Source organism: Kitasatospora sp. NEAU-CNBT7, from assembly GCF_057220535.1.
The window spans coordinates 214571-228314 of sequence record NZ_JBXQQB010000002.1 but is presented as its reverse complement, the minus strand read 5'-3'; the positions used below and the strand labels follow the sequence as shown (position 1 = coordinate 228314).

The window sequence follows — 13744 nt, the reverse complement described above, 5'->3', positions numbered from 1 at the left end:
GCAGCGAGCCGATCGGTTCAGCCGTCACGGCGCCGTTCGTAGCGCGACACCGCATCGAGCAGCCAGGTGTCCTGCCACTCCGTACGATCGACCGGGCCGATCAGGCGGGCACCCTCCAGACAGCGGGGGTCGTCGGCGTTGGCGAGGCCGCTGGCGGCCTTGATCCGGACCAGCTGGTCGTCCTCGTGGATGAATCCGGCAAGGATGTCGGCAATGGCAGGGCCGCCGCCCGTGAATTCGTAGAGTTGCTCGCACACGGCCTCGCGGACGCCGGCGTCGGGGTCACGGGCCAGTGCGGCGAGCACATTCAATGCCTCGGGATGTGTGTAGGCGTACCGCGTCCTGCACAGAAACCTCGGCACCTGGATGCGCACCCGCGGGTCGGAGTGCGCGCGGTAGGCCAGGCCCACCTCCTCGGTCCTCGGATCGTCGAGCTCGGCCAACCCGCGGAGCACCGCCACGAGCACCGCTGCGTGCGTCTCCTCCACGGCCCACGGGAGGAGGACGTCCAGCGCCCGCCCCTCGAAGGGGTACGTCCCTGAGAGGATCGGACGTTCGGCGATGGCGAAGAGCCAGACGAGATCCGCAGCGAACAGCCGGTGCAGGGGATCAGGGTCGAAACGCAACGCCAGGGCGGCCTCCCAGGTCTCCTCGTCGAGTCGGCCGGCGAGCACGGCCGTCGCCGACCACCAGTCGGCGTGTCTCGCGTCGGCGCGGACGAGTGCCCGGGCGAGCAAGTCGTCGAAGGACCGATGCACCCCGAACTCCGCCTCCAGGCGCATGAGAACAGCGGCGTGACCGTCATACACGCTCACCCCTGCGAGCGTTGTCACGTCGTACTCACTCATGCTGTACCGGTCCGCGATCCTGCGGGTTTCGGCCGGGCCGGTGGCGCCGGTCGCGTGGCGGAGTCCGGCTTCGACGCCGGAGCCGCACCAGTGTCGGGCACAGGCCAGGAGGTCTGCCTGCTCCTCCTCGGTGAGCCGGTTCGCAGTATGTCTGAGCATGCTGGTGGTGAGGCCGGCATAGCCGGACGCAACGGCCCGCCGCAGTGGTGTGCTCCCGTCGGGCAGCGGACGGAGCGGGTCGGCGCCCGCGTCGAGCAGGGTTTCCGCCATGTAGCCGTCGAACGCGCCGACGGCGAGGCACAGCGCCGGAACCCCGTCAGCGTCCACTGTCTCCGGGTCAGCCCCCGCCCACAGGAGTTCCCGAACGATGTGCGCCCGGCCGGCGCGCACTTCCTCGATCAGCGAACCTTCCGCCACCTGCTGCTCCCCCGGCTCCGGCGCCCGACCGGGCCCCTGCGGAGAGGATAGTCGGCAGAGATGATCAGATGCGCGGCCGGGTTCCCACACCTGCCATCGCCACCCCTGCGAACCAACACGGCCACAGCACTCACCACCCGCCGGCCGTTCCCGGCCGACCAGGGCTTCGGGGGGGAACGGCGCCAGGTTCTGTCCGGCGGATCTTGGCACGTGACACCGCAGTACGCTGGGGCGGTGTTGCTCCCTACCGTCCCGCGCATCCGCCTGTCGTCCGCCGTTCAGCCGACTATCGACACGCCATTCGGCTCAATGGCCTTCGCCACGACGATCGGGAACACTGGCCTCCCGCTGCTGCCCGATGAGCTGTTCCAGCTGCCGGGTGACCGTACGCTTGCACGCTGGCTGACTCCCGGGGCCCGCGTCGAGCTGCTGCTGACCCCGTACGATCCCGAGCTCGACTCCGAGAACTGGGGGCCGCTGACCGGCTGCCGCGCGGCAGTGTGGCGGATCGACGCCACTGCGCCGCTCGGGCACGTTCGGTTCTCGGCAGAGCTTCCGGCGCGGCTTCCGGAGGGAGCCGACGCGGGGTGGGACGGAGGGCAGGCGCTGGCTGCTGTCACGGTCGAGGACGAGACGACCCGGCTCACCGTCGGAGGCAACGACGAGGAGGCGATCTGCGGGGCCGCCCACGCGGGAGAGGCGCCCCGGCGGTGGGCGGCGCTGAGCAACGAGGTGTACGACCGCTCGTTCAGCACCTGGGGTGTGGACTTCGGCCGGTACCACGGCATGACCTGGACGCTGCCTCCGCTGGCGGCCGGCGACCATTGTGAACTCCCGTGGTGGCAGCGTGGGCCCCGGCCGCCGACGAGAGCGCGAACACCTGGTACGCCGTCATGCCGTCGCCAACGGTGCTGCTGAGTCAGATCACCGCCGAACTGGCGAAGCGGGCCGACGCTCCGGACGAGGGCTGATCACGGTCCGAGGCAGAGGCGTATCGACGCGACGGTGACGGTGCCGTGGAAGACGTAGGCACGCTTGTCATACCGTGTCGGCAGATGTGGTGCCAGTTGCACCCCCTGGTCGTTCGTCAGATCGCCCCGCCCCACGACCAACACGATGGTCCACGCGAGGCGATCACACGATCCGCCGGACAGAACCTAGCCGACCAGGCGGCGGCGCCACTCCAGCGGGGCGACGGAAATCGCCCGGTCCGGGTCCTGGTCCCATGCGGTGGGTAGTCCGACTGCCTCGAGCGCGGCGACGATCTCGTGGCCGATGGCGCCGGTGGTCGCGGCCGAACCGTCGAAGCCGCCGTAGAGGAGCATCAGGCCGTGGCCGGCCGCGGCGGAGTCCGTGCACCGGGAGTGGAAGTAGACGAAGCCGCGATCGTGGGGACCGGCCTCGGCGGCGATCTCCGCCTGGCCGCAGCTGCGGCAACAGGTGAAGTCCTCGCGGGCGGTGATCCCGGCGTCCCGCAGGGCGGAGAACGCGCGGGTGAGCCGCTCCGGATCGGTCTCGCCCTGCCACCCGGCCTGCTCCGCCACCCGCTCCAGCCACATCAGGTCGGCCAGCGCCTCGGCCTGGTCACGCGAGACGGGCCTGCGGTCCCCCGTGACCAGGTACTCCTCGGCGAGTTCGGCCAGTTCGGCGCGGGTGACGTACCCGCCGACCAGCGCCGTCCGGAGCCGCTGCACCAGTGCCTCGTGCTCCTCCGCCTCGAGCGCCGGCGGTGCCACCCAGCCGACCGGCCCCGGCCCCGGCCCCAGGTCCAGCAGCGACCAGGCGAGGCCGGCATCCCAGCCGGGCTCCCGGCATGCCCACCCGGTCAGCGCCGCGGTCACGGCCTCGGGGTCGGCGGCCACCGCCTCGAAGTGCCGGTCGGCGGCGCCGGCCCGGTACTCCAGCGTGTACTCGCCACCGGCCCGGTACAGGACCTGGGCGAAATCGTGCGGCAGGTCCGGTATCCGCTGGACCACCAGGAACCTGTCCCCGTCGCCGCCGAGGCGCCGTACCAGCCCGGCCGGCTCCGCCACGGACACGCGCACGTGCCGCTCCTGGCTCTCCGTCCGCACCACGATCTCCAGCATGCGCAGATCATGGCAGGCGGCACCGACAGCCGCGGGCCCGGGCCCGCGGCGGGACGGGCGGTCCGGTCAGGCCGAGGTCTGCGCGGGCTCCGGCCCGGTCGCGGCGGCCGTCGCGGCGGGCTCCTTGAGGCGCTTGCCGAGCAGGACGAACAGCAGGATCAGCCCGACCGTGAGCAGGATGTGCCCCAGGCCCGCGATCAGCGGCACGGCTTCGGGGACCCGGTCGGCGAGCACGGTCTCGGTGCCGTGCACGAACATCATCGCGACGCTGACCGAGATACCAGCGTTGTAGAACCAGAAGAAGGAGGTGAACAGCTTGGTGCCGGACAGCTGGAACTGCTTGTCCAGCGCCAGGACGATCAGGAAGCCCAGCATCCCGAGCGCGAGCAGGTGGGTGTGCATGAGGGCCAGTTGGGTGTCGCCGGTGAAGTCGTGGGCCTTGGTGAACTCCCGGTAGTACAGCCCCGACACGACTCCCAGGATCATGTAGACGTGCGCTGCGTAGTACGACTTTCTCATCCCCGTTGCCTGCTTCCATCTGATCAACTGTCAATCCGATGGGGGACATTGAAGCACCCTCCGCCGCCCGCCGCCGAGGCCTGCGACGGAGGCCGCCGACGGACCCGGCCGGCGGCGGACCCGGTCGGCCGCCGGTCAACCGGTCAGCCAGTCAGCCGGTCGTGAAGACGAAGGCGTCGTCGTTGTAGTAGTTGGGCTGCTGGACGATGGGCGATCCGATCGGCGGGGGCGCACTCCCCGACCAGTCCTTCGGGCCGAGCAGGTGCGAGCCGTAGTCGCTCCCGGCGACCTGCGGGGCGAACCACAGCCGGAAGGTGGTCGGCGTCCTGTCCACGGCGAACCGCCACAGCTGCTCCGGGTACTGCCCGGCCGGACGGCAGGGCCGCAGAGCCACCGCCACCACGTTGCCCGTACCGCTGGTGCCGTCGAGGCACAGCCCGTTCTCGGCGTTGCGGAGTTGGTAGAGGTCGTTCCCCACGGCGAATCGCTGCCAGGCCTGTGACCGGTCAGCGGTGCAGGGCAGCAGGGCGAGCGCCGTCGCGGTGTCGCCCACGCTGCCCACGCAGAGCCCGCCCGCGACGTCGATGAGGCGGAAGGCCCCCGGCAGCGGCCCCGGCGACGGTGCGCCCCCACCGGACGTTCCGGCGGACGTACCGGCCGACGTACCCGCTGAGGTGGCCGCCGACGCGCTGCGCGAAGCGGCCGACGAGCCGGGGCCGGACGCCCCGGGCGAGGCACCGTCCGATGCGGAGGCCTCGGCCGACGGCAGGGTGCTCGCGGACGGGGACTCGGACGGGGTCACCGACACCGGCGGGCTCACCGGCGCGACGGGCGAGGCGGGCCCGGCCGGAGCGGGAGCGGCGGCTCCCCGGTCCGGTGCGTGGTCCGTTGCCGTGGTGGCGGCGGCGATCCCTGCCAGCGCGGCCACCAGGAGGACCACGCCGACCGCCGTACGGGGCGGCACGGGCACGCGGCGACCGGCGGCGGCCGCCGGAGGAACCTCGGGGTCCGCGACCCGGGGAAGGACGACGGTCGCTGCCGCATCCGCCCCCGGCGCAGGCTCCGCCGCCGTGTCCCCCGCGTCCGGGCCGGCCGACGGGCCGTCGGTCCACAGCAGCAGCCCCCGCCGGAGCGGCCCGCGGTCCCAGTCGCGGATGGCGGCGAGCTCGGCCCTGGCCGCGCTGCAGGCGGCGCACCCGTGCAGGTGGCGCGCGAGGCCGTCGTCCGCGGCGATGACGTCGCGCCGCACGGCGTCGCCCAGCCTGGCGACCAGTTGGCGGCAGGTCCGCGAGGACGTCCGCGACACGTATACCTGCTGGTACGTGTCGAAGAGCGCGTCACGCGCGGGCGCCGGGGCGGGGGCCGGGGCCGGGAACAGGGCCGGGGCGGTCTCCTCCCCCTCCGGCCCCTCCGGGCCCGCCGGCGAACCGCCGCCCGGACGCTCGGCGGCCGGTTCCAGAGACCGCCACAGCTCGGCCTGCCACGGCTCCCACAGCTCCCGGAACGCCCGCAGCAGCGTCGACGCCTCCTCGGCCGCGGCCAGCGCGTCCGCCGCCGAGCTCCCCGGTTCCACCCGCGGCAGCGACCGCAGCCGGGCCGCGAAACCGGCCGACAGGGCGGCCTCCCGCCCGGTGTCGGCCCAGTGTGCCGCGTGCCGTCGGGCCGTCTCCACCAGCCGGGGCCGCCAGGCGTGGGACGGACCGCCCCCGGCGCCGACCGCCGCGAACACCTCGGCGAAGGCCTCGTCCGCGAGTTCCTTGGCGCTGCGGCCGCCACGGCACCACGGCCGGGTCCGGGCGAGGACCGCGTCCGCGTGACGGCGGAGGATCTCCTCGGCCGCCGGCAGGTACTGCTCCCCGCCCGCCCGGATGCGACCGGCGAGGTCGGCATCCGTGGGCGTGGCCGTGGCTGGCTGTGACACCGGTGTCCCTCCGAGGAACTCGTCCGAACTGCTGGGATCACGCCCCTCGCGGCCGCGCGGTGATCCCCTGCCACCCCAGGAGATCCCTCGGGCCGGCCGGGATAACGGAAAGCCCGGCCCTGTCCGGATGATGGACGGACACCCACCGGGCACCGGGAGCGGCAGCGGGCGTCCCGGCCGGGAGGGCGCCTTCCAACGACCCGCCGCCCCGCCGCCCTCCGCCCAGCCGCCCCGGCGCCCGAGGCGCGGCACCGGCCCGCGGGGCAGCGTCCCTGCCTAGGATGCGCGCATGCCCGCCTACGCTCTGGCCGTCGCGTTCCTCGTGGTCTTCGCCGTCGGCGTGCGCCGCGACCGGCGGCGGTTCGGCAACGCCGTCCTGCTCGGGCTGTCCGTGCTCTTCCTCGCCGCGGGGGTCCTGGGCGAACTGGCCCGGCTCCCGGCCGTCGTGGTGGACACCGCCTCGGCGGCGATCCCCGCGGCCGCGGGGGTCGGCCTGCTCGCGGTCGCGCTCTTCCTGCTCGCCAACGGCGTCACCATGCTCCGGACCGAGGGCGGCCGACTCGCCAACCTGCTTCCGCTGCTGCTCGGCCTCACCCTGCTCGCGCTGCTCGCCCTGCTGCTCGCCGCCGTGCACATCGACTCCCCGGCGCTGCGCGCCGTGGCGGGCGGCACCCTGCTGGTCGCCGGGTACTTCGGGTTCCTGTTCGTCTGCTTCCTCGGCTACGCCTTCCTGTACGGGCGCCTGACCACCCGCCGGGACGTCGACTTCGTGGTCGTGCTGGGTGCCGGGCTGACCGACGGCGACCAGGTGCCGCCGCTGCTGGCGGGCCGACTCGAGCGGGCCTGGGGGCTGTACCGGGTGCAGGCGGCCCGGGGCCGGCCGCCGGTCGTGCTGGTCTCCGGTGGCAAGGGCGACGACGAGCGGGTGCCGGAGTCGCAGGCGATGGCCGACCACCTGATCGCGCTGGGCTGCCCGGCGGACCGGGTCGTCCAGGAGGACCGGTCGGTCAGCACCGAGGAGAACGTGCGGTTCAGCCGGGTGGTGATGGAGGACCGGCACGGGCCCGGCTACCGCTGCGTGGTGGTCACCAGCACGTTCCACGTGCTGCGCTCCGCCGTGCTGGCACGGCGGGCCGGTCTGCCCGGCCAGGTGCTCGGGGCGCACACGGCGCCGTACTACTGGCCGAGCGCCATCATCCGCGAGTTTGTCGCCGTCCTCGCCCTCTACCCGACCGCCAACGCGGCGGCGGTGGCCGTGCTCGGCGTGGTCGGCGCCGTGGTCGGCCGGATCGCCTGAGGACGGGGCCCGGCCGCCAGGCGCCGGGCACCGGGCACCCGGCGGGCGAGCGGTTCGTTCAAGACCGCCGGGCGGTGCGCGGCCGAGACTGCGGGCATGACGGAACGAGCCTTCACTCCCGCGCTGGGCCGCCTCGCGCCCAACCGCCTCTACGACCCCGTGGCCGCCCTGCTGCGCGAACGCCTGTGGCGCGGCCTGCTGACGATGCATGCGGCTCCCAGGCCCGGGGACGTGATCGTCGACGTGGGCTGCGGCACGGGTTCGCAAGCGCTGCTCCTCCACCGGGTCGAGCCGCGGGCGCGGGTGATCGGCATCGATCCGGATCCGGGCATCCTGGCGCTGGCCCGCCGCAAGGCGGCCGGGGCGGGGGCGGCGGTGGAGTGGCTCGAGGGGATGGGCGACGGCCTGGCCGGGGCGCTGGGTGCGGGCTCGGCGAGCACGGTGGTCTCCAGCCTCGTCCTGCACCAGTGCCCGGTGCCGATGAAGCGGGCGGTGCTCGCCTCCATGTACGAAGTGCTGCGCCCCGGCGGGCGGTTGGTGGTGGCCGACTACGGGTGGCAGCGCACCCGGTCGATGCAGCTGGCGTTCCGGATCGTGCAGCTCGCCGACGGTGTGGCCGACACCCGGCCCAACGCCGAGGGCCGGCTGCCCGAGCTGATCGCCGAGGCGGGCTTCCGGGACGTGCGCGAGGCTGAGGTGGTGACGACGGTCACCGGTTCCATCTCGGTCTACGTGGGCCGCCGGGACTGACCGCGACCCCTCAGCCCGCCCAAGCCCGCAGCCACAGCCGGACCCGCAGCCGCAGCGGGTCCCGGAGCCGGTGCCACAGCCGGAGCCGCAGCCGCTCCCGGAGCCGGAACCGGAGCCGGTCCCGGAGCCGGTGCCGGAAACAGAACCGGGCCCGGGCCCGAGGCCTCCGGGCGCAGCAGCGGGATGACCGCGGCGGGTGTGAGGCCGGTCATCTCGCGCAGTTGCCGGGTGAGGTGGGCCTGATCGGCGAAGCCGGCCGCCATGGCCGCCTCGGCCGGTGAGCGGCCTTCGCGCATCGCTTCGGCGGCCCGGCGCAGCCGCAGCCAGATCCGGTGGCGGGTGAGCGGCATGCCCAACTGCCGGCGGGCCAGGGTGCGCAGGCGTTGGGGTGACAGGCCGACCGTGGCGGCCAGGGTCGCGAGCGGGAGGTCCGGGCGGTCGTCGAGCAGGGCCATCGCGGTCAGCAGACGGGGGTCGAGTGCGCCGGGGTGGCGGACCCCGTCCCCACGGATCTCTCGGTCATCGCGATGACCGAGACGATCGCGTTCGTCGAAGGCGTCGAAGGCGTCAAGGGCGTCGAGGCCGTCGAGGTCGTCGAGGCCGACCAGGGCGGCCAGGTCGTCGGCTTCGGTGAGACCGGGGTCGGGGCCGCAGCGGCGGCGCAGCCGGTCGGCGAAGGCGCAGTGCGGTTCGACGTAGACGGTGAGCAGGTGGGCGGTGGCGAGCAGGCGGTGCCGGACCAGTGGGGGCACGATCAGGGCCCGCGCGCGGTGCCGGGTGCCGGCGCCGTCGAGCATGGTGACGTGGCCGGCGGCGGGTGCGACGGCGATCTGGAAGGCGGCGTGGCTGTGGGCGGTGCCGTCGCCCGAGGGGCCGCGGTAGACCGCGTGGCCCTCGTGGACGGCGAAGTGGGGTGTACCGCGTGCGGCGTCGCCCGTCATCCGGTTCATCCGGTCGATCATGCCGTCGTCGGGCGGCCCGGTCCACCCCTTCGGATCAGGTCGAGAAGTGCACCGATTGGGTTCGGTGTGCGGTCATTTGACGAAGAGTCATTACGGATACCGAACCATTGACATGGCTCACCGGCGTTGCGAGAGTTCTCCTCGTCCGGAGCGTGCCGGTGCGTCACTGCCGGTCAGCGGTCCGGCGCCGCACCCGAGCCCTGCTGGAGTACCGAACCCGGATGAGCCCCGACACCGCTGTGACGCGCCGGCCCTGTGCCGGGTCGCCGCGCGCCCGTGGTCTCACCCGGCGGGTCGGTCCGTAGGGCCGGTGTTGTCGCGCGACCGACCGGGGGGTGGTCGTCGCGGAGTTCCGTGGACCGGGCGTCGGGTTCGCCGACCGGCCGTCGACCGCTTCTCTGTGAGGATCGCAATGAGCCTACCCACGATGCGTGAACCCGCCGGTCCGGCGCAGCGGCCCGGTCCGCTGCGCCGGATGTGCTGGATCTTCCCCGACCGGGAGTCGACCCGGGCGACGGCGATGTGGCAGGACTTCTTCTGGGACCTGTACGCGGAGGTCGCCGAGGAGTCGGGGATGTCCTGGACCCGGCATGCGCCCGACGCGGTCGCGGTGGACGCCACAGATCCCGCACGCCCGCGGGTCTACGTGGACGGTGAAGAGGTCTCGCCGGGCGACACCCTGTTCGTCACGGCGCTGTACTCGCTGCCGTACCAGGCGATGGACATCTTCAACCAGTACGAGCTGTACGCGGTGCTCGAACAGGCCGGTTTCTACCTGCCGTTCCCCCCGCAGGTCTCGCTGGTCGGCAACGACAAGCTGGCGACCATGCTGGCCCTGGCCGGCTCTCCGGTGCCGCCGATCCCCACGGTCCGGATCGGCACCGGCCGCGATGTCGGCAAGCACCTGTACGAGGTGGCGCTGGCGAACATGACGTACCCGGCGATCGTGAAGCCGTCGGGGTGGTGCGGTGGCGGCGGCATCAATCTGGCGCGCAGCCGGGAGGACATCCGGGGGCTGGCCAGTCTGGCGCAGGGCGGCGACACCACGCTGGTCGTCCAGCCGTACCTGGGGGACGGCACGGTCGACTACCGGGTGTACGTGGTGGACGGCGAGCCGTACGCGGTGATGAAGCGGATCCCGCTGCCGGGCTCGCCGGTGGCCAACGCCAGCCGTGGCGGGATCATGGAGTTCCCGCCGGTGCCGCCGGAACTGGCCGCGGCGACGGCGTACTTCGCGGAGCGGCTGCCGATCCCGTTCTTCTGCGTGGACTTCCTCTTCGACGGCGAGCGGTACTGGTTCTCGGAGCTGGAGCCGGACGGGGTGATCGCCCCCGACTATGACGACCCCGGCCGCACCCTGCAGCGCGACATCACCCGGGCGCGGTTCGCCGCCTACCGGGACGCGCACGCGAAGTGGCTGGCCAACGGCGCGGCCGGCACGGCGGTCACCCTCACCCCAGGAACGGAGTCGAGATGACGGACGAGATCACGGGCCGGTTCTCGCTGCCGCCGCAGGCGGCCGGCCCGCACCTGGGCGTCGCGCGGCGCAACCTCGAACTGCTGCGTACCGTGCCGGAGTTGGCCCAGCGCTACGCCGCCCTGGACGGGCCGCTGACGCTCGACGGGCTCGCCGCGCTGCCGCCGCTGGCCAAGGACGACCTCAATGTCGCGCTCGCCCACCTGGAGCCCCGGGCCGCGACCGGTGCCACCTGGCTGTTCCAGAGCGGCGGCAGCACCGGCGCGCCGAAGGTCGGCCACGCGCCGACCGGGTTCTACATGGCCGGGGTGTACGCGCACTGGCAGCCGCTGGACCGTTCGGACGTGTTCGTCAACGCCTGGGGCGCGGGCCGGATGTGGGGTGCGCACTTCCTGGCGGCGGGGCTGGCCGACCTGTCGGGGTGCCAGGTCATCGCCCTGGGCTCGGTCACCGCCGACGAGTACGAGGACTGGCTCGGGTTCTTCGCCGCCCGTTCGGTGACCGCGATCGGCGGGACGCCCAGCGTGCTGCGGCTGTGGTTCGCCCGGGCGCGGGCCGCCGGGCTGGAACTGCCTTCGCTGCGCAAGGTGCTGTGGCTCGGCGAGGCGTGGCAGCCGCAGCTCGAGCAGGACATGGCGGTGGTCGCGCCGCACGCGCGGCGCTGGGGCATGTTCGGCTCCACCGAGACCTGGGTGGTCGGCACCAACACGCCCGACTGCCCGGCCGACACCTTCCACCCGCTGCCCGAGCAGCTGGTGCACGTCGGCGAGGGCGACCTGCTGGACTTCACCACGCTCAACCCCGACATGCTCAACCCCGTTCTGCGCTACCGGACCGGTGACGCGGGTGAGTTGACGGTCTGTCCGTGCGGCCGGGCGGGTGCCGCGATGCGGGTGCTCGGGCGGCGCGACAGTGTGGTGCAGGTCCGCGGTCTGGGTCTGCACGTGAACGAGATCATCGACCGGGTGGAGCGGGAGCCGGGGGTGTCCCGGGCCCAGGTCCTGATCACCGAGACCGGGGGGCGGGCGAGCGGCGTGGACGTCCTCCTGCTCGCCGGCCAGGATGCGGCGGTGGACCTCGACGGTCTGCGCCGGGAGCTGCTGTCGGCGACGTTCACCCTCAGCACCGCGTTCCTGCACGACCCGGAGTCCTTCCGGGTGCTCGCGGTGGACGCGCTGGTCAGCAACGACCGGACCGGGAAGACGGCCGACTTCGTGGTCCGGGAGGGGTCGTGAAGCTGCGCCGGCCGGCCTCGCTGGGCCGCGGGTTCAACCTGTTCTGGGCGGGCCAGACGGTGAGTACGGTCGGCGACCGGGTCACCGTGTTCGTGGTGCCGACCCTGATGATCTTCGCCCTGCACGCCAGTGCCCTCCAGGTCGGCGTGGTGGCGATGGCGCAGTACCTGGGCATTCCGCTGCTCGGCCCGGTCGCCGGGGTGCTGGTCGACCGCTGGGACAAGCGGCGCACGATGCTGACCTGCGACCTGGTACGGCTGGCGGCGGTGGCGCTGATCCCGCTGGCGTACTGGCAGGACGCGCTCTCCACCCCGCTGCTGTTCGGCTGCGTGGCGGTGATCAGCGGCGCCACCATCTTCTTCAACGTCGGGTACCTGGTCGCCGTCCCCGCCGTGGTGGAGGAGGACCAGCTCGTCGGTGCCTACTCGCGGCTGGAGGGCAGCGGTTCGGTGTCCGAGGTGGCCGGCCCGTCGATCGCGGCCGCCCTGTACAGCGCGCTCGGCGCGGCGGCGCTGCTGGTGGACGCGGCCAGCTACCTGGTCTCGGCGGTGTGCTTCCGCTACATGCGGCCGTGGGGCGAGCGGACGGTCGTCGAGGGCACGGTGTGGGAGCGGCTGACCGCGGGTTTCCGGCTGAACTGGGCCGATCCGGTGCTGCGGCGGGTGGTGGTGGCCGCGGTGACGCTCAACTCCGGCGGTCCGGTCTTCGTCACGGTGCTGCCGATCCTCGCCTACCGGGGCCTGGGCGTCTCGGCGGGGGTGTTCGGGGCGGCCATGTCGGTCGCCGCGGCGGGCGCCCTGGTCGGCGCGCTGGTCGCGCCGCGGATCAGCGGGCACCTGGGCACCGGGCGGACCATGGCCTGGGCGCTGCTGCTGCACTGCCTGGTCGGGCTCGGCGTGCTGGCGGCGCCCGCGCTGCCCGCCGGGCCGGTGATCGCGGTGACGATGGGCTGCTACGGCTTCTTCATGTCCTGCATCAACGTGTGCAGCGCGCCGATCCGGCAGTCCCGGATGTCGGCCCGTCACCAGGGGGTGATGCACGCGGCGTTCCGCACCGTGACCTGGGGGGTGATCCCGCTGGCGGCGCTGGTCGGCGGTGTCGCGGTGACCTTGCTGACCGGCCCGCTGGGGGTCCTGGACGCGGCGCGGGTGGTGATGGCCGGCGGCACCCTGCTGGCGGCGTTCTCCTTCCTTCCGGCGGCGGGCCTCCAGCCGCTGCTGGACGCGGCCGAACGGGAGCGCGCCGCTGCGGCGGAGGCCACCGCCGCCGGGCCCGGCAGCGAGCCGACGCTGACGGAGACGGCGTCATGACGGCGGACCCGGGCAGGACGGTCCTGGTGACCGGGACCTCCTCCGGCATCGGGCTGGCCACCGCCGTCCGCGCGGCACGGGCCGGGTTCACCACGGTGGCGACCGTGCGGGAACCGGGCCGGGCGGACGCGCTGCTCGCCGCCGCCGACCGGGCGGGCGTCACGCTGGACGTGCGCCGGCTGGACGTCACGGACGCCGACTCGGTGGCGGAGTGCGTGACGGGCGTCGAGCGGGCGTACGGGCGGCTGGACGCGGTGGTCAACAACGCCGGTGTCTCCAACTCCGAACCCACCCTGGAGATGTCGACGATGGCGGCGCTGCGCGCCAACCTGGAGGTGAACTTCTTCGGTGTCATCGCGGTCAGCCGGGCCGCGATGCCGCTGCTGCGGGCCGCCCGGGGACGGCTGGTGACCATCGGCAGTGTGCACGGGGTCGTCGGCCAGCCGTTCAACGAGGCGTACTGTGCGGCGAAGTTCGCCGTCGAGGGGTTCATGGAGAGCCTGGCCCCGGTCGCCGGGGCGCACGGGGTGACGGTGTCGCTGGTGGTGCCGGGCTTCGTGCCGGACACCGAGTTCGGGGTGTTCCCCGACATCAACCGGGGGACCATCCAGGCCGCCTCGGGCCCGTACGCAGACACCTTCGCCGACTACCTCGCCTGGGTGGGCGGCCAGGGCTGGGAGGCGGCGGGGCAGCCGGCGGCGGAGGTCGCCGAGGTCGTGGTGCGCACGCTGCTCGCGGAGCGGCCCGGTTTCCGGGTCCCCGCCAACGGCTGGGCGGCCGAGTACCTGGACCACAAGCTGGCCGACCGCGACGGCTCGGCCGTGCAGACGCTCGCCCGTACCTGGATCGGACGACCCGACGCCGACGGGCCGGACTCCCCCGGCACCGACGGCAGCTAGGCCGGCGGACCGGCGGACCGGC

At 73.6% G+C, this 13744-nt stretch carries 12 protein-coding genes; 7 read left to right on the top strand and 5 right to left on the bottom strand.

Annotation, left to right across the window (positions count from 1 at the left end):
- Positions 1-17: 17 nt before the first annotated feature.
- Positions 18-1265 (bottom strand): ankyrin and HEAT repeat domain-containing protein, encoded by a 1248-nt coding sequence (locus tag AC2TEW_RS03870; RefSeq protein ID WP_484621843.1) that lies wholly within the window; start codon positions 1263-1265, stop codon positions 18-20.
- Positions 1266-1499: 234 nt separating this feature from the next.
- On the opposite strand from AC2TEW_RS03870, the gene AC2TEW_RS03865 reads away from it, so the two are divergent.
- Positions 1500-2183: a hypothetical protein gene (locus AC2TEW_RS03865; RefSeq protein ID WP_484621842.1), complete on the top strand. Its 684-nt coding sequence runs from the start codon at positions 1500-1502 to the stop codon at positions 2181-2183.
- Positions 2184-2422: 239 nt separating this feature from the next.
- Here AC2TEW_RS03865 and AC2TEW_RS03860 read toward each other — a convergent pair whose 3' ends face one another.
- The 3 genes from AC2TEW_RS03860 to AC2TEW_RS03850 form a co-directional block, all read right to left on the bottom strand.
- A complete protein-coding gene (locus AC2TEW_RS03860; RefSeq protein ID WP_484621841.1) occupies positions 2423-3352 on the bottom strand; it encodes a DUF6891 domain-containing protein in 930 nt (309 codons plus the stop codon).
- A gap of 66 nt (positions 3353-3418) precedes the next feature.
- Positions 3419-3871, bottom strand: coding sequence for a DUF2871 domain-containing protein (locus tag AC2TEW_RS03855; protein ID WP_484621840.1), 453 nt, complete (start codon positions 3869-3871; stop codon positions 3419-3421).
- A 151-nt stretch (positions 3872-4022) separates the two neighbouring features.
- Positions 4023-5792 carry an RICIN domain-containing protein gene (locus AC2TEW_RS03850; RefSeq protein WP_484621839.1) on the bottom strand — a complete coding sequence of 590 codons (1770 nt, stop codon included), beginning with the start codon at positions 5790-5792 and terminating at the stop codon, positions 4023-4025.
- A gap of 289 nt (positions 5793-6081) precedes the next feature.
- Here AC2TEW_RS03850 and AC2TEW_RS03845 point away from each other — a divergent pair, with 289 nt between their 5' ends.
- Both AC2TEW_RS03845 and AC2TEW_RS03840 read left to right on the top strand, forming a co-directional pair.
- Positions 6082-7089, top strand: a complete 1008-nt coding sequence (locus AC2TEW_RS03845) for a YdcF family protein (RefSeq protein WP_484621838.1) — start codon at positions 6082-6084, stop codon at positions 7087-7089.
- A 96-nt stretch (positions 7090-7185) separates the two neighbouring features.
- The gene (locus tag AC2TEW_RS03840; RefSeq protein WP_484621837.1) at positions 7186-7839 is read left to right on the top strand and encodes a class I SAM-dependent methyltransferase; all 654 of its coding nucleotides are present in this window, start codon (positions 7186-7188) and stop codon (positions 7837-7839) included.
- Here the strand turns inward: AC2TEW_RS03840 and AC2TEW_RS03835 are convergent.
- Positions 7818-8789 (bottom strand): helix-turn-helix domain-containing protein, encoded by a 972-nt coding sequence (locus AC2TEW_RS03835; RefSeq protein ID WP_484621836.1) that lies wholly within the window; start codon positions 8787-8789, stop codon positions 7818-7820. The two genes, AC2TEW_RS03840 and AC2TEW_RS03835, sit on opposite strands and share 22 nt — an antisense overlap.
- Positions 8790-9228: 439 nt before the next feature.
- Here AC2TEW_RS03835 and AC2TEW_RS03830 point away from each other — a divergent pair, with 439 nt between their 5' ends.
- The 4 genes from AC2TEW_RS03830 to AC2TEW_RS03815 are packed head-to-tail and all read left to right on the top strand — an operon-like array spanning position 9229 to position 13722.
- The gene (locus AC2TEW_RS03830; protein ID WP_484621835.1) at positions 9229-10278 is read left to right on the top strand and encodes an ATP-grasp domain-containing protein; all 1050 of its coding nucleotides are present in this window, start codon (positions 9229-9231) and stop codon (positions 10276-10278) included.
- Positions 10275-11513: an AMP-binding protein gene (locus tag AC2TEW_RS03825; RefSeq protein ID WP_484621834.1), complete on the top strand. Its 1239-nt coding sequence runs from the start codon at positions 10275-10277 to the stop codon at positions 11511-11513. Before AC2TEW_RS03830 ends, AC2TEW_RS03825 begins: the two co-directional genes overlap by 4 nt.
- Entirely contained in the window at positions 11510-12823 is a 1314-nt protein-coding gene (locus tag AC2TEW_RS03820; RefSeq protein ID WP_484621833.1) for an MFS transporter, read from the top strand. Before AC2TEW_RS03825 ends, AC2TEW_RS03820 begins: the two co-directional genes overlap by 4 nt.
- Positions 12820-13722: an SDR family NAD(P)-dependent oxidoreductase gene (locus AC2TEW_RS03815; RefSeq protein ID WP_484621832.1), complete on the top strand. Its 903-nt coding sequence runs from the start codon at positions 12820-12822 to the stop codon at positions 13720-13722. Before AC2TEW_RS03820 ends, AC2TEW_RS03815 begins: the two co-directional genes overlap by 4 nt.
- Positions 13723-13744: the final 22 nt, after the last annotated feature.

Coding starts and splice junctions, on each gene's coding strand:
- AC2TEW_RS03860 (WP_484621841.1), bottom strand. CDS start 3,352: ATGCTGGAGATCGTGGTGCGGACGGAGAGCCAGGAGCGGCACGTGCGC.
- AC2TEW_RS03855 (WP_484621840.1), bottom strand. CDS start 3,871: ATGAGAAAGTCGTACTACGCAGCGCACGTCTACATGATCCTGGGAGTC.
- AC2TEW_RS03835 (WP_484621836.1), bottom strand. CDS start 8,789: ATGAACCGGATGACGGGCGACGCCGCACGCGGTACACCCCACTTCGCC.
- AC2TEW_RS03815 (WP_484621832.1), top strand. CDS start 12,820: ATGACGGCGGACCCGGGCAGGACGGTCCTGGTGACCGGGACCTCCTCC.
- AC2TEW_RS03845 (WP_484621838.1), top strand. CDS start 6,082: ATGCCCGCCTACGCTCTGGCCGTCGCGTTCCTCGTGGTCTTCGCCGTC.
- AC2TEW_RS03825 (WP_484621834.1), top strand. CDS start 10,275: ATGACGGACGAGATCACGGGCCGGTTCTCGCTGCCGCCGCAGGCGGCC.
- AC2TEW_RS03840 (WP_484621837.1), top strand. CDS start 7,186: ATGACGGAACGAGCCTTCACTCCCGCGCTGGGCCGCCTCGCGCCCAAC.
- AC2TEW_RS03830 (WP_484621835.1), top strand. CDS start 9,229: ATGCGTGAACCCGCCGGTCCGGCGCAGCGGCCCGGTCCGCTGCGCCGG.